Consider the following 23,692-nt stretch of genomic DNA (forward strand, 5'->3'; position numbering starts at 1 on the left):
CATGAAAAACTTATTACTCATTTTAGCTTTGTTGCTGACGGTTTTAACGGCTTGTCAAAGTCCTAAAAAACAAGAACCTGCTATTCTTTCAATAGAAAGCCCAGCGCAATCTGGCAGTGAAGAACCCAACTTATTTGCTGACGGAAAAGGAAACATATACCTCTCTTGGATTGAAAAAAGCGACAAAAACGCCAAGCTACTATTCTCAAAGTTAGAGAACGAAAAGTGGACCAATCCTTCGATGATTAGCCAAGGTGATAACTGGTTTGTAAACTGGGCAGACTTTCCAAGGTTTATGGCTAACGGTGATCTTTTGGCCGCTCACTGGCTTCAGAAACGCACCAACGACACCTATGACTATGATATTCAAATGGCGCTATCCAACGATGCTGGAAAAACATGGAACGAACCATTTATTCCGCACACGGATGGAGTGAGTGCTGAACATGGTTTCGTAAGCATGCTGCCCATGAAAAATGATCAGATTTTCGCTGCTTGGCTCGATGGCCGATTTACCAAAAGCGGGGAAGGGCACTCTGAAAACGGACATGGGTCAGGAGGCGCAATGACTGTTCGCGCTGCCATTTTCGATTCTCAAGGCCAAACTCAAAATGAATGGGAATTGGATCACAGAGTTTGCGATTGCTGCCAAACAGCTTCTGCTATGACTTCTAACGGGCCAATTGTAGTCTATAGAAACAGAACCGAAGATGAAATTCGGGACATGGCAATTGTGAGGCTCGTGGATAATGAATGGACAGGGCCTCAAATCATTCATAACGACAACTGGAATATCGCTGGATGTCCTGTAAACGGACCTTCAGTTGTCGCCAAAAATGACTTGGTCGCTGTGGTTTGGTTTTCAGCAGCTGGAGGAACACCCACTGTAAAATTGGCTATAAGCCGTGATGCTGGAGCCTCTTTTGGAGAACCCACCATTGTAGCGGAAGGATCGAATAATGGAAGAGTTGGAATTTCTATGCTACCCGATGAAAGCTTCGCGGTAAGCTGGATGCAAACTACCGAAGACGCTTCAGAGGTCATGGTGGCCCATTACAGCAATTCGGGCGAATTGTTAAACACACTGAATGTAGCCAAAACCATTGCCGCCAGAAGCAGCGGTTTCCCTGTAATCACCAGCAATGGAGATGATATCTATATGGCCTGGACAGAAGTTGGCGAGGCCAAACAAGTAAAAACAGCAAAGATTAATTTCTAAAAAAATGAAAGCCAATAAATCATTATTGCTCACCATTGCCATTACCCTGATTGTAGGGCTAGGTTTGGGCGCATTGCTTTTTGGCGGTGGAAAAGAAGAAACTTCGCTCGCTCAACATGAGCACGAGGTTGATTCCGCCACCGGCCTTTGGACCTGCTCCATGCACCCTCAAGTGCGTCAACCTGAGCCGGGAGCCTGTCCTTTCTGCGGCATGGATTTGATTCCGGTAACAGAAGGCGATGACAACGATCCGCAGATTCTAAAAATGTCGAATGCAGCGATGCAGCTGGCTAATATTCAAACGACTATTGTGGGTAAAGAAAGTGCCAGTTCTGCCCTAACGCTGAATGGAAAAATCATGCCGGATGAGCGCGAAGTAAACATGCAGACCACTCATTTCGCAGCCAGAATTGAGAAGCTTTATAAAAACTTTGAAGGGGAAATTGTGCATAAGGGCGATAAAATTGCCTCGCTCTATTCTCCCGAATTGGTAACTGCACAAGAAGAATTGATTGAAGCCAAGAAAATGGAATCGACCAACCCGATTTTGCTCGATGCGGCCCACAAGAAACTTCACCACTGGAAGCTTTCCATGGAACAAATTCACGAGATCGAAAACTTCAGCAAGCCTCTGCGCAATTTCGATTTGCTTTCAGATTATGATGGCGTAATCACTAAAAAAATGGTGAATACGGGCGACCATTTGAAAGAAGGTGGAGTGCTGTTGGAAATCACAGACCTATCAAAAGTTTGGGCTGTTTTCGAGGTTTATGAGAAAGACCTAAATGGACTTAAAGTCGGTCAGGAAATACTATTCACCTCTTCTGCCCTACCCAATCAAAATTTCAACGGTAAAGTGGCTTTTATCGAGCCAACCGTTAATGCCAATCGCAGAATCATTGAGGTTCGAGCTAACATTGACAACCGCAAAGGTTTATTAAAACCTGATATGTTCATCAAAGGTAAGGTGCAGCTCACTGGACAAAATGAGGTAATCACGGTTCCTAAATCGGCTGTGCTCTGGACAGGAAAACGCTCTGTAGTTTACACGAAAGTGAATGATGAAAGCGGCAATTATTTCAAGCTTCAAGAAGTAACACTTGGAACCTCAGTTGGCAATCAGTATGAAATTTCAGAAGGTTTAGCAGTTGGTGACGAAGTCGTAACCAACGGAGCTTTCACCATTGATTCTGAAGCTCAGCTGAAAGGAAAAATCAGCATGATGAACCAGCCCAAAATGGTCAGCAATCCTGAAGCTCCTTCTTTTGAAGAAGTTGAATTACCAGAAGTAAAAGACTACAAACAAATGGTTCAGCAAGCCTTCAAAAAACAATTAGAAGAGCTTTCAATGACTTATATAAAGCTGAAGGATAAAATGGTTGAAGGTAGCGCTGAGACCATAACTCCCGCAGCAAAAGAAGTGGAAGCTGCACTTAGCAAAGTCGACATGGCACTTGCCAAAGGAGAGGCTCACATGCATTGGATGGCAATATTGAAACCGATGGAAACGAGCTTAAAAAGCATGGTTTCGAACCAAAACCGAGACGAACAAAGACTTCAATTCATCAACCTTTCCAAAGCCCTAATCAACGCAGTAGAGTCTTTCGGAACAAGTATTTCCCAACCGCTATATGTACAATTCTGCCCTATGGCAAACAACGACAAAGGAGCCACTTGGATTAGCATGGAAGAAGAAATCATCAACCCATATTTTGGAGATGCTATGCTCCATTGCGGAAGTGTAGAAACCGTAATTGAAGGAAAATAAAAAATCGAAAATTAAAATTTAACCATAACCAACACGCAAATAAAATTGATCATGAAAAAGGTAATTATACTATTCGCATTGGCTGTTACAGTAATGGCCTGCGGCAGCAAAACCGAAAATTCTAGCACAACAGAAGAAGTGAACGTAGTAGAGAATTATCTGGCGCTGAAAGATGCTTTAGTGGCTACAGATGCGTCAAAAGCACAAACTGAGGCCAGCAAATTCCTGAAAGTCAATAAAAACGAAAAGCTAAAAATTGACTTGCAAACCATTGCCGCTTCAACTGATGTAGAAGCCCAAAGAAAGGCTTTCGAAAACCTGTCAATCGCAATGTATAGCATTGTGAAAGCAGAAGGCACAGAAACCGTTTTGTACAAACAATATTGCCCTATGGCCTTCAACAACAAAGGAGCCTACTGGCTGGCCGCAGAAAATGAAGTGAACAATCCTTATTTCGGAGATAGAATGTTGCACTGCGGAAGCGTGCAAGAAGTAATTCAACAATAACTCAAGCATGGGGCTGCTGTATAAGCGGCCCCTTATTTATTTTCATGTTCCAGTCTATATATGATTTTCTTCATTTGAGCAATTTCGCGTTTTTGAGCTTCCAAAATCTCTTTCGCTAATTGTTCCGTTTCTGGGTCTTCAAAAGTAGCCTTTTGGCTTACCATAATTGCTGAGGAATGATGGGGAATCATAGCCTTCATATATTCAATATCGCGAATCGGAGTTTGGGTTCTAAGCAACATTAACGAAACCACAAATATTCCTGCTGCACTAGCCATTATTATTTTGTTTAGCTTTTTATTTTCATACATGCCCCACATGAAAAGCATCATGCTTATAGCCATTGGGGCCACCATTAGGAGTGTCATGTAGGTACGTGTGTAACTAAGCATAATATGATCGAGCTGATCCACATTTAAGAACATTACCGCATACATCACAATGAACGATACGATCATCATTAGACCGAATTTGGTGTAACTTCCTATTTTCATATCTTTTTTGATTAAGGTTTTTTTTGAAGAATATTTACTCTGCGGCAATTATGTCATCTACTTCGCCACAACTCAACATTTGCTGACCGAAATAAGGATTCTTTACTTTTTTGGTTTCAGAAAACCAAAAAGCCCCTTCATTATTAAATGCCATAGGACAGTATAGCTTGTAAATTTTACCTTCGGACAGGGAATTGGGCAAAAAGGAATCTAAAAGCTGGCTGTATTCATAGAAAAGGTGTTTCTGTTCGTCTAGTGATTTCGACCTTGCCATTTTCTCTGCTAAAACCTTCATTTCAGGTTGCTTTTCTTGAAATGATTCAGCCATTTCACTAGCTACTTTCCTTACTTCTTTATCATCTGCGTAAACCAAAGCTTCGCTAATATTCAAGTAATTGTGCCACATTTTTCCAGTCATTCCATCTTTAAAAGAAGTGTCAACTATGTCTGGAATTTCCTTCTGAGCAGCTTTCACCTCTTCTGGTGTTTGGAGTTCAGCTTTGCGATTATCACCTCCACAAGAAAACAGGATTCCACAAAGAGGCGCCAGTATTAACACTTTAAACTTTGAAATTGACCAAAAACTTAATTGGGAATTATTATGGGCTGACATATGAAGATTGGTTATGCTTTACTTTGATTTCGCTTAAAGCGACAATAAAACAGTGCCAAAGGCCAAAATCCCTCATAGATGATTTAGAGAACAATTTAAGTTGAGCTTTTCTCTCATATTCAACAGTTGTGTGGATAATGAGCAACATCACCATTCACCGAACGAATGCTTTTTAGAACCATATCTCAGAATTAACAATCAAATACCTAATGAATTATGCTCCCAACTTTTCAAGTGAACCAATTATGGAAAAGAGATACGGATCCTTTTTTCGACCTCTAATTTTCAGTGATACCTACCTTAATTTTCATTAATTTTAATTCCATGAAACTCCGAATCAAACATATGGTTTGCAACCGCTGTATTAATGCTGTACAAACTCTTTTTGATGAGCTTGAAATTGAAGTAAAGTCGGTTGGCTTAGGAGAAGTGGAAACTACAGTAAACCTTTCCGAAGCTCAAAAAACACAGTTGGCTAATGAACTTCTAAAACTCGGTTTTGAATTGTTGGATGATGAAAAATCTTCCAGAGTTGAACAGATCAAAGCGCTAATCATTGCTGAAGTTCATCATAAAACCAACAAAAAATCTGAAAACGAAAACTATTCTTCCTTCATAGCTCATCAACTAGGTTTTGACTATTCTTACCTTAACGACCTCTTTTCAAGTTTAGAGGGTAAAACCATTGGCCAGTTCATTACGCTTCAAAAAATAGAAAGAGCCAAAGAACTCTTGGTTTATGATCAGCTCAGTCTTTCGGAAATTGCTTTTCAGCTGGAATATAATAGCGCACAATACCTTTCTGCCCAATTCAAAAACACCACTGGTATGACGCCTTCGCAGTTCAAAAAAATCGGTCAACGAAAACCGTTAGACCACATTTAGTCCGAAAAACCATAATTAGGTTCCGATTTATTGTAACATTCAAAAGTGTTCCATTGCTGAACTTTGTTTTACAAAAAACAAGAAAATGGAACATGATTACACAATTACAGGCATGACCTGCGAGGGCTGCAAAGCCAAAGTAAAAAACACGTTAGAGGCCCTGCCGGAAATCAAAAGCGCAGAAATAGACTTAAAAAGCGGAAGAACAAAGCTCAATATGAGCTCACATATTTCGCTTGAAAAGCTTCAAAATACTCTTAGCGCCAAAGGAAAATATACAATACAAGAAGACTCAAAACCGAAACTTCAAGAAGAGCCTGAGCAGAACCAATCCTTTTTTCAAGTTTACAAACCACTTTTACTGATTGTCGCTTTTATTGCCGGAGTAAGCGGGCTTGCCCAAGGCTTCAGCAGCTTTTCCTTCATGTTATGGATGCGCTATTTTATGGCAGGCTTTTTCATTGTCTTCTCATTCTTCAAGTTGTTGAACTTAAATGGTTTCGCGAGTTCATACAAGATGTACGACATCGTAGCTGCCAACTGGAAATTCTGGGGTTACATCTATCCATTTGTAGAATTGGCCTTAGGAATCGCATACTTGGTTCATTGGAATCCCCTAGCCACCAACATTGCCACAGTTTTGGTGTTAGGAATAAGTACCATTGGTGTAGTTAAAAGTAATCTGGACAAGCGAAAAATCAAGTGCGCCTGTCTGGGTGATGTGTTCAACCTACCCATGAGTAAAGTTACCATTATCGAGGATGTCTCTATGGTACTTATGGCCATAGTTATGTTAACCTTATAAAATTCAAAACATGGATCACGCTCACCACCAACATTCCAAAAAGCACGAACATAGCCAGCATAAAAACCATGACCACCACCACGAGGGACACGATCATGGCAATATGATTAAAGATTTCAAAACTCGGTTTTACATCTGCCTCATATTGACTGCACCCGTCTTGGCTTTTTCGCCAATGATTCAAGGTTTTCTGGGGCTCGAATTTGAATTCGCGGGCATGGATTACATTTCAGCAGCACTTTCAACTTTTGTCTTTTTCTATGGTGGCTGGCCTTTTCTCAAGGGCTTGAAAGATGAGCTTTCAGAAGGCGGTCCAGGCATGATGACTCTGATTGCCATTGCCATTACTGTGGCTTGGGCTTATAGTACGGCCGTGGTTTTTGGTTTATCAGGGAAAGTGTTCTATTGGGAGTTGGTCACCCTAATAGACATTATGTTGCTCGGCCATTGGATTGAAATGAAATCTGTAATGGGAGCTAGCAGTGCCTTGCAAAAACTGGCAGAACTTATGCCCTCAGAAGCACATTTGGTGAGCGAGAATGGAACTAAAGACATTAAGATCAGCGAAATCAATAAAGGCGATATAATTCTTGTGAAACCTGGTGAAAAAATTCCCGCAGACGGAAAAATCACAGAAGGTGAAAGTGAATTGGACGAGAGTGCTTTAACAGGAGAAAGTACTCCTGCCAATAAAAGTAAAGGCGATAAGGTGATTGGTGGAGCCATTAATTTGGATGGTTCTTTAAAAATCGAAGTGAGCACCGCTGGTGACGATAGTTACCTGAACAAAGTGATCAAAATGGTAAAGGACGCCCAACAAACGAAGTCCAAAACACAAAACTTAGCCAATAAAGCCGCAGGAATTTTGGCTTATGTTGCCATTTCTGCGGGTCTCATTACTTTTCTTTATTGGTATTTTTTAGGTGGGCAAGACTTCAATTTTTCATTGGAAAGAATGGTTACCGTAATGATCATCACCTGCCCCCATGCTTTAGGTTTAGCCGTTCCCTTGGTTTCTGCCATAAGCACGACCTATTCAGCTAAAAATGGCTTATTGATTAGAAACCGAACTGCCTTTGAGAATGCACGAAAAATCTCGGCCATAGTGTTCGACAAAACGGGAACCTTGACCAAAGGAGAGTTTGAAGTGGTTAAAATTACTCTTGAAGAAAAGAACCTTTCCGAAGAAGAACTACTATCCATAGCCGCTGCTATTGAGCAAGAATCAGAACACCCTATTGCGAAAGGCATCGTGAAAAAGGCTAAAGAAAAGGAGTTAGAACTTCCTAAAATCAAGGATTTCAAATCAGAGAAAGGGAAAGGTGTTCAAGCCAAAATAGATGGAAACGATTATCAGATTCTTAGCCCAAAAGCACTAGAAAATTCTGGCAATAAAATCCCAAAAGAAGCCATGGGCGAAAATGCCGAAACGGTAGTTTTCATTCTCAAAGAGAAAAATTTAATAGGCTATATCAGCTTAGCCGATACCGTTCGCGAAGAAAGTAAAGAAGCCGTTGAACAGCTTCAGAATGACGGCATTAAAGCTTGTATGGCTACGGGTGATAATGAGCAGACGGCCAAAGCTGTGGCCGATGAACTCTCATTGGATGGCTATTATAGCGAGGTGCTACCTGATAAAAAATCTGACATCATTAAAGAACTCCAAGACAAAGGTCAATTCGTTGCCATGACTGGTGATGGCGTAAACGATGCCCCTGCATTGGCCAAAGCCGATGTGGGCATTGCGATAGGCTCAGGAACCGATGTAGCCGCAGAAACTGCCGATATTATTTTAACAGAAAGCAGCCCAAAAGACATCATCCGACTTATTAGGTTTGGCCGCTCTACCTACAAAAAAATGATTCAGAATTTAGTTTGGGCAACAGCTTACAATGTTGTGGCAATTCCGCTAGCTGCAGGGGTACTTTATAACCAAGGCATCATGATTTCTCCCGCTGTTGGTGCTGCCTTAATGAGTTTGAGTACTGTGGTTTGTGCAATTAATGCCCAACTTTTAAAAAAGACTTTGAGTTAATTAATGATTCTCATTTAAGGCTCCTTTAAAAGTCATTTTTGGCTAACTTTAGGCCATGCGCAATCACGCCATGCTTCTTATCTACCTCTTAATCTCGACAATATACCAGCCTTGTGCAGAAGCTATTGTGCATCAGGTTCAAGGTGTGGGTAATGAGCAAACAGTTCTCCAAGCAAACCAAAATGAGGATACATGTTGTTGCGAAGAGGGTTGTACTTGCCCTTGCTGTAAACTCCCAGTATTCATCTCCGATCCCGGCCTATTCATTAACAAAGTTTTTCATGAGCATTACTCTTGGGGTAATCAAGCTATGAAATGGAAGGCTGATTTTGAAATATGGCAACCCCCAAAAATTTGATTTAGAATCACCTTTCAAAGCTTGGGACAGAAACCAAATGATCTAGTTAAGCCAATTCTTCTCAGGTTTTCAAAATCAAATTCCATTACAAATTTTCATTTTCCAATGAGTACCAAATCTATATTTATAACGGTTTTGGCTACCATGATTCATATGGTATGCCTAGGGCAGAAAAGTTTTCATTTTAAAATAATCGACCACCATACTTCCGAACCATTAGTTGGAGCAACTGCATATGTTAGTGCAAAGAATGGAGGCATTGCAGATTCTTCAGGCATTGTTAATATCCCATATAAAGAAGGAGAATCCGTAACCATTCAATTTTCATTTGTCGGTTACGACAGCAAAACCCTTACGTTTAATTGGCCTTTTGAAACAGAGGGAGAAATTGTGGTTAGACTTACTCCTTCAACAGAAGAAATGGAAGAAGTAATTGTTACTTCAACACGTTCTTCGCGGAATATTGAAGACGTACCCACACGAATCGAATTCTTAGGTTCCGAAGAATTGGAAGAAAAATCAGTAATGAAATCGGCAAATATTGCCATGCTTTTGCGAGAAAGCACGGGTATTCAGATGCAAATCACATCGCCAAGTTCGGCTAACCAAAGTATACGAATACAAGGATTAGACGGCAGGTACACCCAACTTTTAAAGGATGGATTCCCTCTTTACGGTGGCTTTTCTGGCGGATTAAGCATTATGCAAATCCCTCCGTTAGATCTGCAACAAGTAGAGGTTATAAAGGGAAGTAATTCGACTCTCTATGGGGCTGGAGCCATCGCTGGTCTTGTAAATCTTGTTAGCATTCGCCCGGAAGAGAAGGCCAAGTTCAAACTCATGCTCGATCAAACTACTGGAAATGCAAAAACTATTAATTCCTTCTACGCTAAAAGAAGTGAAAAATTCGGGATGAGCCTTTTTGCTTCTGTGCATAAGCAAAAACCTTACGATGTAAATGATGATGATTTTTCTGATTTACCTGACACCAGAAGCCTAACTTTTAACCCTACTTTTTTCTATTACCCAAATACTCAAAGTGAACTTAGAATTGCATTGAACGGTACATTTGAAGATAGACTGGGAGGAAATTTAAATGCTATTGAAGATAATCACGGAAATGAATCACAATTTCTCCAAAAGAATTTCTCTACACGTTTATCCTATCAATTAGGCTATACTCAAAATACTGAGAAAGGAATATTCAAGATCAAAAACAGCCTTTTAAACTACGGTAGAAAAATCTACCAAAACGACTATTCATTTAAGGGCCAACAATGGGCTTCTTTTAGTGAAACTTCTTATTCCTTTGGTTCAGAAGAACATAATTGGACCTTAGGAGCAAACTTCTATACAGACAAATTTGACGAAAATAACCCGTCAGAAAACAGAGATTATAGCCAGAATACCATAGGATTATTTGCTCAGCAAACTCAAAACTTGAGCAAAGCTTTCTTTTTAGAAAGTGGGATAAGATTCGATTATAGTAAAAACTATGGATGGTTTGCTCTACCTCGAATTTCATTGATGATAAAGCAAAATCAGCAGCTCACATATAGAATTGGGGGCGGATTAGGATATAAGCTACCAACTATTTTCACTGAAGAGACGGAACGAAAATCATTCTATGGGCTCAAAACTCCGAATCTTTCCGACTTGAAAGCGGAAAAATCATATGGAGGGAATTTTGATATCAATTATAAAACCGCCTTAGGCAAGGAATGGACTTTCAGTTTAAACCAGCTTTTCTTCTATACAAGAATTAATAATTCATTGTTGCTAAATAATAGCTCGGCCACTACATACTCATTTGTGAACGCCAACGCTCCCGTAATAAGCAAGGGAACAGAATCGAACTTAAAATTAACCTATAAGGACTTTAAATTCTTTTTGAACTACGCCTTCATCAATGCCCAATTAAAATATGAAACCAACGAAACTCAAAAGCCTTTGACTCCAAAGCATAATATAGGAGCTGTTTTGGTTTATGAAGAAGAAGGTAAATGGAGAGTTGGCTTAGAAGCTTACTACAAAAGTAGCCAACTAAGAAACGACTTAACCAGCACCAAACACTACTAGATTGCGGGGTTAATGGTTCTACGAAAATTCGACACAATTAGCCTTTATGCCAATTTTGAAAACTTTACAGACACCCGTCAATCTAGGTTTGAAGTTATTAACCTAAAAAACAACCTATCTCCAAATGAATTAGATATTTGGGCTCCTCTAGAAGGTTTTATCTTAAACGCAGGATTAATTTTGAATTTAGGGTCAGGGGAATGAGCATACCCTTAATAACTGAAACTGAGTTTTGAAATAAAAAAAACGCCACTTATATACACTTTTATGAACAATAAACTTATAGCAGAGTTTCTTTATAAGTTTATTGTTTATATTTGCAAAACTGGAAAATGGGTAAAATTGAAAAATCCATCAAAATCAGTAATAACCAAAACCTCCTCTGATCTATTCCTCAATAAAAGGATGATTTTACATGATAAGGCATGTAATCACTAGTGAAAAAATCATTCAAATGGAATAGACCATTATAAGATAGATTGAGCTTGAACTCGTGTCGCTCATCATCAACTTCAAAAACTATTTATGGGTTAACTGTGTGTTTGAAGCACATTTAAATTATGTATTTGTAGAAAATGCCGAGAATTCCCTACGCAAAAATTGAAAGAGCCTCCAACATCAGTACTTGGGTAGCCATGGCGCTTAGCCTGATCATACTCTTGGCTTGGCTTTTTGATTTAAAAGGAATTTTGGATGTGATGCCGAACAGCCCAGCCATGAAATTTAATACGGCCTTGCTGCTACTCATTTGTGGATGGGGAGTAAGGCTTACCGATCAAAAGAAGCATCCATCGAAAATTGGCATTCATATAATTTTCATATTTATCATTCTAGTAGGTGTCACAACACTTTTTGAGCATATCCTGAATCTTGACTTCCATCTGGATCATTTAATCGTACAAGACCATTATTCAGATTCACACCCTGGAAGAATGTCCTTTGCTACCGATCTGTGTTTCTTGCTTTTTGGAGTTTCTTTACTTGGCGTCAATGCACAACTCAACTGGATTAAACGATTTACTCAATACATCTTATTTACTATTATTTGTATTGCCATGGTGGCCATTATAGCATTTGTTTTGGAAATTCCAGGCCATGCAGACAGCAATATCTTCAACACCATGACCATTCATGCGGGTGTTTTATTTCTCATTTTGGCGGGTGCTCTATCACTCAAAAATGCGACCCGATCTACATTAGATTTACTTTTTGGTTCTAATGCGGGGAGTAGGCTTATCCGAATTATTGCGCCTTACAACTTTATAATGATTGTCATTTTTGGCTTCTTCTTTTTGTATGTAGTAAATGTTCAAAAGACGGAAATCAACTTTGCCATGACCTTCTACACGGTAATGGCGGTTGTAGCGGCCCTAAGCGTGGTGTTTATCACAGGTGCCAAATTCAACAATACGGACAAAGAGAAAGAAAGGCTTGAGGTGTTTTTACAAAGTTCTAACCAAGAAATGTCTCAGTTCAAGTATGCGCTTGACGAAAGTTCTTTGATTGACGTAACCAATCCGCAAGGAGAAATCACCTATGTAAACGATAAGTTCTGCGAAATCTCTAAAATGAGCCGTGAAGAACTTATTGGCAAAACACACAGTATTCTCAATTCAAGCTATCATTCCAAAGAATTCTTCCGAGACCTTTGGAATCAAATCAGCATCGGAAAAGTCTGGATGGGCGGTATTAAAAATAAAGCCAAAGACGGAAGCTATTTTTGGGTACACACCGCGATAATCCCGTTCAAAAACGAGAATGGAAAGATTTATCAATACTTATCTATTCGCCAAGACATCACCAAACTGACTTTACTTTCTTCTCAATACGAGAACTTAAAGTTGAAAACTAAAGAAATTGAGCAGTTCACATATATTGCTTCCCACGATTTACAAGAACCCCTTCGCACGGTAACCAGTATGATTCAGATTTTGCAGGAAGACCATAAAGAATCGCTCAACGAAGAAGCCGTGACTTGTCTCAACTTTGTTCTCGATGCGACAGATCGCATGAGCAATCTTATCAAAGGGCTTTTGGATTATTCTAGAATTGGAGGCGGTAAAGAGCTTAACAAAGTTGATTTGAACAAGGTGCTTAAGCATGTAGAAGATGATTTGGCCGGAAGCGTAATGAAGGCGAAAGCCAAAATCACCAGAGATTTTATGCCAACCCTGCCTGCTTACCACACGGAAATCCGATTGCTATTCCAAAACTTGGTTAGCAATGCTATCAAATTCCGAAGAAAAGATACCATACCTGAAATTCATATTGGAGTGGAAGAAATGAGCGACTTCTGGAAGTTCTTTGTTTCTGACAATGGTATTGGCATTTCAGAAAAAAATAAACGAGATGCGTTCGCCATATTCCAAAGGCTCAATAATCATAAAGATTATGAAGGCACCGGAATAGGCTTGGCCCACTGCGAAAAAATTGTGCATTTGCATGGAGGCGAGATTTGGGTAGACTCTACCCTGAATGAGGGCAGCACATTTTATTTCACCATATCAAAACATTTAGAATAACAACACATGGCAAAAAAGCTAGACTGTGTCCTATTAATTGATGACGATTACGCCACCAATTTTCTTCACGAAAGAATTTTAAAGAAATCAGGTTGTGTAGAAAAAGTGGTCACCGTATTAAACGGCCGTGAGGCATTGGAATTCCTGAGAACAGAAGAAGACGGGCAACTGCCCCAACCAGATATCATCTTTTTGGACATTAACATGCCCGTAATGGATGGCTGGGATTTTCTGGAAGAATACCACAAGCTAAGTGAAGCCGAAAAAGCCAAAGTTGTATTGGTGATGTTAACCACTTCGCTGAATCCTGACGACAAAAGAAGAGCAGCTTCATTCGAAGAAGTTTCTGGCTTTAAAAACAAACCACTCACCTTCGAAATGATGGATGAAATTTTAGCAGAATATTTCGAAACAGCAGAACAATAGGCCTCTACTCACCAAAGGTCATTTTAATATTTGCCATAAAAAAATGCGATTTGAGATGACCTTTTTTATAACTGTCCTCCTCAAAATGTCATTTGCTTTACCTTAATAGAAAGAAGAAAAGCTCTTTTCGAACTTTATACTAAATTGAGCCATTACCAACCAAACCATAAATTATGCGCTACACAATAGTTCTGCTCACCTTATTGGCTTTTATGGGCTGTTCTGCTCAAAAAGAAAAAGCTAAAACTGAAACCAAAACTAGAGTTCAACAAATTGTTGATAACAGTATTGCATTTCATGGAATGGAGAAGCTAAACAATGCCGATTTCAGCTTAACGTTCAGAGACATGGACTACACCTATTCCAACCAAAAAGGCATGTACACCTATTCCCGAACCCAAACCGATAGCTTGGGCCAATTGGTATATGACGAAATGAACAACAATGGATTGGTGAGATTAATAAACGGTGACACTGCACAAATTACAGAGGAGAAAAGAGCCGCTTATACACGTTCTGTAAATTCAGTGATTTACTTTTTCCGCTTACCTTTTGGCCTCAATGACCCTGCCGTAAACAAAGAATTTTTAGGAGAAACCGAGATTAACAGGAAAACCTATTTAGAAGTAAAAGTGAGTTTTGAGCAACAAGGAGGCGGAGAAGATTTTGACGATGTATTTCTCTATTGGTTCGATAAAGAAGACTACAGCATGGATTACCTCGCTTACCTCTATCATACCGATGAAGGTGGCATTCGTTTTCGCGAAGCTATAAACCCAAGAAGGGTAAATGGCATGCTAATTCAAGATTACATAAACTACAAACCTGCTTCAGAAGATATTGACTTTATGCAGATCGATGAACTATACAAAGCAAACCAACTTGAAGTGCTTTCTGAAATCATCAATGAAGACGTGAAAATCACTTGGCATTAAGCCTCATTCTTTAGGCGCTTCAACTTGCCCAAAAACCTTTCACCCTGAATTTTCGACCACCTTAACTTTTAGTCAGAATTATATCGCCAAAAGTTATACTTTCAGCAGTATAAACTTTTCATATGTCTAACCTATCAGAATGGTGGGCAGGTCTCGATACCATCCACCAAATATATTGGGGGATCGCCATTCCCTTTTCAATCATCTTTCTCATTCAAATGGTGCTCACCTTTATTGGGGGCGAAATGGAAGTAGATGGTGATGCCGATTTCGATGTAGAACACGATGGCGGCATCGGTTTTCAATTTTTCACCATTAAGAACTTTATCGGCTTCTTTACCCTATTTTCTTGGGCAGGAATTGCCGCTTTAGATTCTGGCTATAGCACTACAACTACCTTAATCATTTCCACTTTTGCCGGACTTATGATGATGAGTATTATGGCCGCGCTCTTCTATTTTTTCAGCAAGCTTACCGACAGCGGAACCCTGAACATTAACAACGCGAAGGGTGGAATTGGAGAGGTTTATTTAAGAATTCAAGCCAACCGTGGCAACATTGGTAAAGTGCTTATTACCGTTCAAGGTTCGTTACGCGAGCTTGAAGCCATTACTGACGATGATGACGACCTTCTAATGGGGTCAGTAATTACCGTAAAAGATGTGGTGAACAACAATATACTTTTAGTTTCTAAAAAATAACTTTTAACCCTATGAGTGAATCTTTTATTATCATTATTGCCGCAGCGGCAGTCTTTGTTTTCATTTTGCTCGTGGGCATCTTCAGAAGGTACAAAAGATGTCCATCCGACCGAATTTTGGTTGTTTACGGTAAAGTTGGATCCGACAAAGGTTCTGGCGCAGGCCGTTCTGCCAAATGTATTCACGGTGGAGCTGCCTTCATTATTCCTGTTATTCAAGACTATTCCTTCCTAGACCTTACTCCAATTTCTATTGAAGTGAATCTTACAAATGCCTTGAGCCGCCAGAATATTCGTGTGGATGTTCCTTCAAGATTTACCGTTGGTATTTCTACGGAAGAAGGCATTATGACCAATGCAGCCGAACGCCTTTTAGGACTTTCTCAGCAAAACATTCACGATTTGGCTAAAGACATCATTTTTGGTCAGTTGCGTTTGGTAGTTGCCACTATGGACATTGAAGAAATCAACAGCAACCGCGATAAATTCTTGGCCAATGTTGCTTCAAATGTAGAAGCTGAATTGAAGAAAATCGGTTTGAAATTGATCAACGTAAACGTTACCGACATTAAGGACGAGTTGGGTTATATCGAAGCTTTGGGTAAAGAAGCTGCTGCAAAGGCGATTAACGATGCAAGAAGAAGCGTTGCAGAAAAGAATAGAGATGGATCTATTGGTGAAGCAAACGCACACCAAGATCAAAGGGTAAAAGTGGCCGATGCCGATGCAAGCGCGGTAGAAGGGGAAAACTTAGCGAAAATCAAAGTGGCTCAGTCCGATGCGCTTAGAAAAGAGAAAGAAGCCGAAGCTTTGAAAATTGCTACAGCCGCTGAAAAAGTACAGTCGGCCAAAGCTTTGGAAGAAGCCTACGCTGCGGAACAACACGCTGAAAACGCCAGAGCCGAAAGAGATAAATCCAGCCAAACTGCGGATATCGTAATCCCAGCGCAAATCGATAAAGAGCGAGTAGAAATTGCCGCGGAAGCGGAAGCGGAAAGAATCAGAAGACGCGCAAAAGGTGAGGCTGATGCAATCCTTTACATGAAGCAAGCTGAAGCGAGAGGTATTTATGAGGTATTGACCAAGCAAGCCCAAGGTTTGGAGCAAATCGTAAAAGCTGCGGGAGACAACTCAAAAGATGCCGTTCTCTTGCTTGTTGCGGACAAATTGCCTGAACTGGTTAAACTTCAAACTGAAGCGATTAAAAACATCAAAATCGATAAGGTTACCGTTTGGGACAATGGTGGCAATGGCCCTGAAAGCAAAGGCTCAACGGCCAATTTCATTTCTGGTCTTTACAAGTCCGTTCCTCCGTTGCAAGAAATGTTCAACATGGCTGGAATGGAGCTTCCAAACTATCTTCAAGGAAAGTCAACTTCTGAAATTGAAGAAATGGCCGAAGAGGTTAAAAGCAAGAAAGAAGAAGATTCTGAGTAATCATTATTCACACAAAATTGAAAGGTCAGGTGCTACGCCTGACCTTTTTTGTTTCTATTGAATTTAAGGGCTCCGTTTTCAAGCAATTATTAATTAATATCGGCATATGAATCGTAAAACAACCATTGGCGTAGTTCAGGCGGCTCCTGAATATTTGAATGTTTCAAAATCAATGGAAAAGGTAGAAAGCCTTCTGAAAGAAGCAGCCAATAAAGGTGCTGAACTAATTACTTTTGGAGAAACCTGGTTTACAGGCTACCCCGCATGGCTTGACTATTGCGATGAATACGCTCGCTGGGACTTTCAACCCACCAAACAGATTTTTGCTAAAACCTACCACAACAGCCTAGAAGCAACCGGAAAAGAAGTCAAACAAATTGGCGAATGGGCTAAACAACTTGGTGTTGCTGTAGTAATGGGCATTAACGAAAAAGTGAGTTCTGGCCCAGGAAATGGAACTATTTACAATTCATTACTCACTTGGAACGAAAAAGGAGAGCTAGCCAATCATCATAGAAAACTGATGCCCACCCATACAGAACGGCTCATTTACGGCCAAGGCGATGGCTCTGGACTGAAAGCGGCCGAAACTTCATTTGGGCGCATTGGCGGACTGATTTGCTGGGAACACTGGATGCCACTTACACGCCAAACCATGCACAATTCTGGGGAACACATTCATGTTGCCGTTTGGCCCAAAGTGCATGAAATGCTGCAAATCGCTACTCGATCTTATGCTTTTGAAGGCAGATGCTTTGCCGTTGGTGTGGGGCAAATTATGAGAGTAAGAGACATTCCTGAAGAATTAAATCTACCTGAGGAATTACAAAATAAGCCAGACCATATGTTACTAAATGGAGGCAGTTGCATTGTAGGCCCTGATGGCAAATACATTTTAGAGCCGCAATGGGATGTAGAAGACATATTTACAGCTGAGGTAGATTTAAATCGCTGCTACGAAGAAAAACTAGCCCTAGATGTAACCGGGCACTATCAACGACACGATGTTTTTGATTTTTCTGTCAATAAAAAAAGGCCTGCTTAAAGGCCTTTCATTTATTCTTTTCTCTGAGAAGATTACCTACATCTGTCATCACGCTCATCAATTTTTTCCGCGTATTCAGATTGATTGATGGTAAACTGAGTGCCAGCCGTGCTGGTGCTGAAGTTTGAGATGCGGAAAATATGAGATGTCCCCATTTCATCCATCGCTTTAATTGAAGTGATATTATCCCCTTCTACAGAAATCAAAAGTTCTGTATATGCCTTTTCAGAATTAGGGACCAATTTGATTTGATTGCCTACTAAAGTAGCTGAATGTCCCGTTCCAAAGAAGGTCAGCAAGTGTCCATAATCAACAATGGCTTCCGTGTTATCGCCTGGGCAGAAGAAAAGAATTTGAGAATGATCTTCTTCTTTAGTGCCCACATATTCAGTTTTGCCATCGCTCATCCAAGTTTCATTCGGGCCATATTTCAGGATATACTGTTCTCCACGCACAACCAAAACGCCATTTTGGGTATTGCTGAAGCCCATATCGTCATTATTCACCTCGTATTCAACATCTACTTTATAAGCAGGTACTTCACCGTATTTATTCACCAATTTGGCGACAAGGGCATCGGCATTTTGAGCAGAGAGGTTAGAAGTTGCAAAACAAACCACCGCAAGGGTTAAAAAGTATTTGGTCAAGTTCTTCATATGAAAACGCGTTAGTTTAAAAGAAATAGCAGATTAAAATCGATGGATAGCGATTTGATGAGGCGATCAAAAATAGAAAAATCCTGCAGATAATTAATCTACAGGATTCAAAATAGTATGCTTACACTAAGGCCTAGCCTTTTCTGATATAAATGTTACCGTTTTGGGTTTTCATCATCACTTCGGCTCCTCCACCATTTAAATCTCCTTCTACCCAATTTTCATACTTTACTTTATAGCCTTTCCCTTCTGTGTTTTTCTCTGTAACAGGAGCTGTTTTCTTCAAGTTAAAGGCTTCAAAATCAGTGTAGATATCTCTGTTGGTTTTCATTTTAGTCGAGATTTTTGTGCCGGCTGGAAGCGTCAAATCCACATTACCATTGTAGGTTCCAAAAACCATAGGAGCATCTGGCGTTACTTTGGCAAATGAAACCGTAACTGAACCATTGTAAGTGTTGGCACTTGCCGAACCACTCACATTGCTAAGCGTGATGGGGCCATTATAACTCTCAACGTTAAGCTCTCCGTTCACTCCTGAAATTTCGATGTTGCCATTATTATAAGCTTCTGCACTGATGTCGAAATTAGTTGGCACTTGAATCTCGAAATCCACGCGGTTTCCCCAGCCTTCGTTTTCAATCTGAACGGTGTTATTGAACTCTTCCGCCTGAACTGAAAAACCACCCGTGCTTAATAGCTTCATTCCGTTTTTACCTGTTTCGCGCTCAACCTTTTTGGCGTACTTAATCATTTTCACCTTCACGGTATTTCCCGCATAAGCTGAGATTTTAACTTCGCCATTGTGAGATTCAATCTCTAGTTTTCCTCTTTCTCCTGGCTTGCTTAATGGAATTTCCAACTCTTGTGCTTCCTGCTGATATTCAGTATAATCATCACCACCGAAATCAAAGTCGAAATCAAATCTGAAATCTGTTTCAGAAATGGATGAAACTGCCAAATCTATGATTTTATCGACATTCACATTGGTCGATACTTCCAAATCGGGATTTACATTAATCTTTGGATTTTGCGCCACCAACATCTGGCTTGAAATCCCTAACACCACAAATACTATTGCTAACCTTTTCATTATAAGTTGTTTCTGAGTTCTATTACATTATTTTATCTATGCTCGCTTGGAGCGTTGTTTTCACCTCTTCAGGTGTAAATTCATTGTCGAGAATGGGCTTGAATTCATCAATAGCTTTTTTCTCTTGCAGCTCCACCATCAGTTCGGCCAAAGCCACCTGCATAAGCGGTGATTCTTGATGAGAAATACTGTTGATCAAACCTTCTCTGATCTCTGGATTTGCTGCGTATTGAGCCAAAGTATTTAAAGCCGCCATTCGCACATTAGTACTTCGATCTTTATTGAGCGTTACAAAAAGTGCGTTAATTACTTTTTGGTTGGAAGAAGGGAGTTCCGAAGACATTTGAACGCCCTTGAGCCTATCCGTAACCAACTCTTTTTCCAGCATGCTCACCATCATCATTTCGCGCATTTCTGTCACTTGGCCATTCAACTCATTCAACTGATCTTGATATGGGTCGGCTCCGACCCCCTTTCCAATCCAAAGACCGACTGTAAGAATGAGCGCACCAAAGGCCACTCTCCCGAAAGCTTCCGCAAAAAACCATTGGCTTATTCGATCCAAAACCGAAACCTTTTCTGGCCTATTTATCTTCTTTTGCTCTTCACCTAGTTTTTGATAGAATGAGTCCCTAAGGGCTGGTGACGGTTCGGGAGTTTCGATAGCCAACATATTAGACTGCATGGCCATTAAGTCTTCAACTTCCTTCATGTCAATATGCCCTTCTTCAACATACTTCTGAAATTCCTTTTCCCTTTCAGGAGAAAGTGTTCCATCCATATATTCCGTGATAAGCGACATATAATGCTCTTCCATGATTCTGATTATTTTCCTTTTTTGATCATCACATCCCCATTCAGTGTTTTAATGCTGATTTCGGGACCGCCTTTGCCTACTTGAAAGCTATTGGCATTGGAGATTTTATACATTTTAGCACCTCGGCTATCGGTTGTTTTGGTCATTTGAGGTGCCAGTTTTTCTGAGAAGTCGAAATCGCTGTACATTTTACCCCACTGCGATTCGAAGCTATAAACTGCGCTAGAATTGGCCGGAGCCGTAACTTCAATATTCCCGTTTACGGTATTGAATTCCGCAAACTCCTTCGGCATGGCCGTATAGTTTACCTCAATCGTTCCGTTTACCGTAGTGGCCTTAGTGTCGTTCGAGATATCAATCAAGTCTACATCGCCATTCACGTTTCCTGCATAAACTTGCCCCTTCACTCCTTTCACTCGTAGATCACTTTCATTCACTGTTGAAATTTTGACACTGATTTGGCGAGGTACCTTCACCTTAAAATCCAATCGGTAATTATACTTTATGCGCTCGCCTTCTTGATGCCAATCCCAACCACATTCTAAAGGATCGTCCTTTTCTCTATAACGGTTATAAGGCGTTGCCAATCTCGCCCTTACAAAGCCATCTCCCTCAGTAAAATCTACAGTTACATCTTCCATTCCCTTTTTAACATCTGCATCATTCTTAGCAGAAATTCGCTTGGTAACTTCCACTTCAATGGTATTACCATCATATGCTTCCACATCGATATCACCTTCAATATTGCAAGCGCAGAACCACATTTCTTGTGTGAGTTGGCTTACCTGAAAGCTCTTTTTTATGGTTTCGGAGTTTTGCCCCATCACCACAACAGAGCAGCACATGAGCAAACCCAGCAATAAATATTTTACACCTTTCATTTTCAGTTTTTTTGAGTTTCCCTTTTTAATAGATAGAAGATTGAGCTTCTAACTTTTCATAAGTAGCCTTTAAATCTTTTAATGCCCGGAAAATCCGCACCTTCACAGCGCTTTCCGTAAGTCCCAGTAAATCAGCAATGTCTTTGTATTTCATTTCCTGATATTTACTCAGCACCAGCACTTCCTTTTTATCAAAAGGCAGTTGATTCATGGCCTTCTGCAGCAGGTCCACTTCTTCACTTTGAATTCTTGTCAACTCGGCATTGACTTCATTTTTGAAATACCGATCAGTTACTGAAACATCTTCTTTGTAGCCCATTTTCTTGTTTTTTCTGTAATGGTCTGTAAAAAGATTTCTGGCCATGTGGTACATCCAAGTGCTGAATTTTCCATCGCCATTGTATGTATGCCGGTACTTCATTATTCTCAGAAAAACATATTGCACAAGGTCTTCACTCGCCTCTTTATCAAGGGTTAACCTGTAAAAGAACCCGAACAGATTCTTGTGGTAGCGTTCGAAAAGCAGCCCCAATTTATCGAGTTGCCCTTCCTTTACCTGAAGCATTAATGTGTTGTCTGAGAGTGAATCCAATGCTCTGTTTTAAGAATTCAGTAGGGGAAACCTAAGCTTTTGAGAAAGGTTACACACAATTTACACTTTTTTGTTTTTATGAACTGATAGGCTATATTCATCGTTACCGAACCAAACGAACATAACCCAACCATGGAAATGACTAAAGAAAGTATTGAGCAAGAAATTTCAGAATTGAAATTACAATTGACCGGAGACATGTTTCAAGACATGGATATTAAAGATAAAATTCACAACTTGACAATGAAGCTGAACGGAGTTAAACCAATGGATTCATCGTTTGATTGTGTAGGCTGCGGCAGCTGATATGAAAACAACACCAACTTCAACCTTAAGAATCGAGCCCTTTGTGGCTCTTTTTTTATTCCTTTTGGTTTCGTGTTCACATAAGAAGGAAACAACCGAATTGCCGCCCGACAAACCTTTTTTGGTGGTGCTAGGCGTTGCTCAAGATGCTGGCTATCCACAAGCTGGCCAAAAGAAAGAATGGGATTTAGTAAAAGCAGGAAAAGCCAGCCAACAACATGTGGTTTCTCTGGGCTTGGTAGATCCAGAAAGCCAGCAAAGATGGCTTTTTGAGGCGACTCCAGACTTCAATATTCAGTTGAATAAAATGGATCAGTTTTCCACCACCAAGAACTATCCTTACGATGGTATTTTCATTAGCCATGCGCACATTGGGCATTATACAGGTTTAATGCATTTAGGTAGAGAAGTGATGGGCGCTCAAAACACGCCCGTGTTTACCATGCCTAAACTGAAAACTTTTTTAACAGAAAACGGCCCTTGGAGCCAATTGGTAGAGCTCAACAATATTAAACCCACTGATATTGAAAACGGAAAAGCTATTCAGCTTAATGAAAGAATTACGGTAACTCCGCTTCAAGTTCCTCACCGTGATGAGTTCTCCGAAACTGCTGGTTTTCTTATTGAAGCGAATCAAAAGAAGCTTCTTTTCATTCCAGACATCGATAAATGGGAGAAGTGGCAAATGAGTATTACAGATTTAATAAAGCAGGTAGACGCTGCATTATTGGATGCTTCCTTTTTTCAAAACGGGGAAATCCCGGGCCGTGATATGAGCGAAATTCCTCATCCTTTTGTAGAAGAAAGTATGGCTTTATTTGGTTCGCTTTCAGATGAAGATAAAGCGAAAGTCCATTTTATTCATTTCAATCATACCAATCCATTGATTTTTGAATCCAGCCCAGAAAACAAAAAAGTACTAAACGAGGGCTTCAAAATTGCTCGTGAAGGGCAAGTTTTTGAATTCTGAAGTTTCAGTTTAACAAAGGCTCAAATTCCTAGTTTTCCTTCTTAACAATGCTTTTCAAGCATTTAAGGGAAAGAGAACATGACGGAATTTAAAGAACTTAACATCTTAATCGATGTGATGATAGCCACTATACTCTGTGGTTTCGTGGGCTATGAACGCGAAAGTAAGGACAAGCCTGCTGGCCTAAGAACGAATATGATTGTAGGTGGTTTTGGCTGCCTCATCGTATCACTCTCCATTCCTTTAGTAGATTTCATGCAACAGGCCAATGTGGAAGAAACGGTTGATTCAGATCCGATCAGAATTTTACAAGCGTTAGTTGTGGGCATAAGCTTTATTGGCGCAGGCACTATTCTGAAAAGGGATGATGAAAAAATTAAAGGCCTTACCACTGCCGCCACACTACTCTATTCCCTAGGAATTGGGATTGCTGTGGCTTTGCACAATTACATTGTAGCTGCTGGCATCACCTTAATCATTCTTTTGATTAACAATGTATTTAGGGGAGTCAAAAACAAAATTAACGATAACGATGAAAAGATAGTGGAATGA

The 23,692-nt window shown here is 40.2% G+C and carries 23 protein-coding genes; 16 read left to right on the forward strand and 7 right to left on the reverse strand.

The features are described 5' to 3' along the window. Nucleotide 1: 1 nt before the first annotated feature. The 3 genes from ACXACJ_RS14220 to ACXACJ_RS14230 are packed head-to-tail and all read left to right on the forward strand — an operon-like array spanning nucleotide 2 to nucleotide 3,494. Nucleotides 2–1,219, forward strand: a complete 1,218-nt coding sequence (locus tag ACXACJ_RS14220) for a sialidase family protein (protein ID WP_475135129.1) — start codon at nucleotides 2–4, stop codon at nucleotides 1,217–1,219. Between the two features lie 4 nt (nucleotides 1,220–1,223). Beyond that, nucleotides 1,224–2,987 carry an efflux RND transporter periplasmic adaptor subunit gene (locus tag ACXACJ_RS14225; protein WP_475135130.1) on the forward strand — a complete coding sequence of 588 codons (1,764 nt, stop codon included), beginning with the start codon at nucleotides 1,224–1,226 and terminating at the stop codon, nucleotides 2,985–2,987. A gap of 51 nt (nucleotides 2,988–3,038) precedes the next feature. Then, on the forward strand, nucleotides 3,039–3,494 hold the full coding sequence (locus ACXACJ_RS14230) for a DUF3347 domain-containing protein (RefSeq protein WP_475135131.1): 456 nt from the start codon (nucleotides 3,039–3,041) through the stop codon (nucleotides 3,492–3,494). A 32-nt stretch (nucleotides 3,495–3,526) separates the two neighbouring features. Here the strand turns inward: ACXACJ_RS14230 and ACXACJ_RS14235 are convergent, their stop codons facing one another. Together ACXACJ_RS14235 and ACXACJ_RS14240 are read right to left on the reverse strand one after the other, a co-directional pair. Further along, entirely contained in the window at nucleotides 3,527–3,988 is a 462-nt protein-coding gene (locus ACXACJ_RS14235; protein WP_475135132.1) for a DUF305 domain-containing protein, read from the reverse strand. A gap of 34 nt (nucleotides 3,989–4,022) precedes the next feature. After that, nucleotides 4,023–4,547 (reverse strand): hypothetical protein, encoded by a 525-nt coding sequence (locus ACXACJ_RS14240; RefSeq protein WP_475135133.1) that lies wholly within the window; start codon nucleotides 4,545–4,547, stop codon nucleotides 4,023–4,025. Between the two features lie 378 nt (nucleotides 4,548–4,925). Between ACXACJ_RS14240 and ACXACJ_RS14245 the strand changes: the two genes are divergently transcribed. The 10 genes from ACXACJ_RS14245 (at nucleotide 4,926) to ACXACJ_RS14290 (ending at nucleotide 17,828) form a co-directional block, all read left to right on the forward strand. Further along, the gene (locus ACXACJ_RS14245; RefSeq protein ID WP_475135134.1) at nucleotides 4,926–5,486 is read left to right on the forward strand and encodes a helix-turn-helix domain-containing protein; all 561 of its coding nucleotides are present in this window, start codon (nucleotides 4,926–4,928) and stop codon (nucleotides 5,484–5,486) included. Between the two features lie 85 nt (nucleotides 5,487–5,571). Next, nucleotides 5,572–6,291 (forward strand): heavy-metal-associated domain-containing protein, encoded by a 720-nt coding sequence (locus ACXACJ_RS14250; protein WP_475135135.1) that lies wholly within the window; start codon nucleotides 5,572–5,574, stop codon nucleotides 6,289–6,291. A gap of 10 nt (nucleotides 6,292–6,301) precedes the next feature. Continuing rightward, nucleotides 6,302–8,326, forward strand: a complete 2,025-nt coding sequence (locus tag ACXACJ_RS14255; protein WP_475135136.1) for a copper-translocating P-type ATPase — start codon at nucleotides 6,302–6,304, stop codon at nucleotides 8,324–8,326. A gap of 463 nt (nucleotides 8,327–8,789) precedes the next feature. After that, nucleotides 8,790–10,763 (forward strand): TonB-dependent receptor, encoded by a 1,974-nt coding sequence (locus tag ACXACJ_RS14260; protein WP_475135137.1) that lies wholly within the window; start codon nucleotides 8,790–8,792, stop codon nucleotides 10,761–10,763. A gap of 575 nt (nucleotides 10,764–11,338) precedes the next feature. Next, entirely contained in the window at nucleotides 11,339–13,285 is a 1,947-nt protein-coding gene (locus ACXACJ_RS14265) for a sensor histidine kinase (RefSeq protein WP_475135138.1), read from the forward strand. Nucleotides 13,286–13,291: 6 nt separating this feature from the next. Further along, nucleotides 13,292–13,711: a response regulator gene (locus ACXACJ_RS14270; protein WP_475135139.1), complete on the forward strand. Its 420-nt coding sequence runs from the start codon at nucleotides 13,292–13,294 to the stop codon at nucleotides 13,709–13,711. 173 nt (nucleotides 13,712–13,884) lie between these two features. Continuing rightward, the gene (locus ACXACJ_RS14275; RefSeq protein ID WP_475135140.1) at nucleotides 13,885–14,646 is read left to right on the forward strand and encodes a DUF6503 family protein; all 762 of its coding nucleotides are present in this window, start codon (nucleotides 13,885–13,887) and stop codon (nucleotides 14,644–14,646) included. 122 nt (nucleotides 14,647–14,768) lie between these two features. Then, nucleotides 14,769–15,347: a hypothetical protein gene (locus tag ACXACJ_RS14280; protein ID WP_475135141.1), complete on the forward strand. Its 579-nt coding sequence runs from the start codon at nucleotides 14,769–14,771 to the stop codon at nucleotides 15,345–15,347. Between the two features lie 11 nt (nucleotides 15,348–15,358). Beyond that, nucleotides 15,359–16,783, forward strand: a complete 1,425-nt coding sequence (locus ACXACJ_RS14285) for a flotillin family protein (RefSeq protein ID WP_475135142.1) — start codon at nucleotides 15,359–15,361, stop codon at nucleotides 16,781–16,783. A gap of 106 nt (nucleotides 16,784–16,889) precedes the next feature. Then, on the forward strand, nucleotides 16,890–17,828 hold the full coding sequence (locus ACXACJ_RS14290) for a carbon-nitrogen hydrolase family protein (protein ID WP_475135143.1): 939 nt from the start codon (nucleotides 16,890–16,892) through the stop codon (nucleotides 17,826–17,828). A 32-nt stretch (nucleotides 17,829–17,860) separates the two neighbouring features. Here ACXACJ_RS14290 and ACXACJ_RS14295 read toward each other — a convergent pair whose 3' ends face one another. The 5 genes from ACXACJ_RS14295 to ACXACJ_RS14315 form a co-directional block, all read right to left on the reverse strand. Next, on the reverse strand, nucleotides 17,861–18,484 hold the full coding sequence (locus tag ACXACJ_RS14295; RefSeq protein ID WP_475135144.1) for a hypothetical protein: 624 nt from the start codon (nucleotides 18,482–18,484) through the stop codon (nucleotides 17,861–17,863). Nucleotides 18,485–18,617: 133 nt separating this feature from the next. Beyond that, nucleotides 18,618–19,574: a DUF4097 family beta strand repeat-containing protein gene (locus ACXACJ_RS14300; protein ID WP_475135145.1), complete on the reverse strand. Its 957-nt coding sequence runs from the start codon at nucleotides 19,572–19,574 to the stop codon at nucleotides 18,618–18,620. A gap of 22 nt (nucleotides 19,575–19,596) precedes the next feature. Next, nucleotides 19,597–20,391: a HEAT repeat domain-containing protein gene (locus ACXACJ_RS14305; protein ID WP_475135146.1), complete on the reverse strand. Its 795-nt coding sequence runs from the start codon at nucleotides 20,389–20,391 to the stop codon at nucleotides 19,597–19,599. Nucleotides 20,392–20,399: 8 nt separating this feature from the next. After that, complete coding sequence (locus ACXACJ_RS14310; RefSeq protein WP_475135147.1) at nucleotides 20,400–21,272, reverse strand: DUF4097 family beta strand repeat-containing protein; 873 nt, start codon at nucleotides 21,270–21,272, stop codon at nucleotides 20,400–20,402. A gap of 25 nt (nucleotides 21,273–21,297) precedes the next feature. Beyond that, complete coding sequence (locus ACXACJ_RS14315) at nucleotides 21,298–21,864, reverse strand: RNA polymerase sigma factor (RefSeq protein ID WP_475135148.1); 567 nt, start codon at nucleotides 21,862–21,864, stop codon at nucleotides 21,298–21,300. Between the two features lie 132 nt (nucleotides 21,865–21,996). Between ACXACJ_RS14315 and ACXACJ_RS14320 the strand changes: the two genes are divergently transcribed. The 3 genes from ACXACJ_RS14320 (at nucleotide 21,997) to ACXACJ_RS14330 (ending at nucleotide 23,692) form a co-directional block, all read left to right on the forward strand. Further along, the gene (locus ACXACJ_RS14320; RefSeq protein ID WP_475135149.1) at nucleotides 21,997–22,170 is read left to right on the forward strand and encodes a hypothetical protein; all 174 of its coding nucleotides are present in this window, start codon (nucleotides 21,997–21,999) and stop codon (nucleotides 22,168–22,170) included. A 1-nt stretch (nucleotide 22,171) separates the two neighbouring features. Beyond that, entirely contained in the window at nucleotides 22,172–23,140 is a 969-nt protein-coding gene (locus ACXACJ_RS14325; RefSeq protein WP_475135150.1) for an MBL fold metallo-hydrolase, read from the forward strand. Between the two features lie 78 nt (nucleotides 23,141–23,218). Next, the gene (locus tag ACXACJ_RS14330; RefSeq protein ID WP_475135151.1) at nucleotides 23,219–23,692 is read left to right on the forward strand and encodes an MgtC/SapB family protein; all 474 of its coding nucleotides are present in this window, start codon (nucleotides 23,219–23,221) and stop codon (nucleotides 23,690–23,692) included.

This window comes from Roseivirga sp. AWQ4_251, from assembly GCF_056158225.1.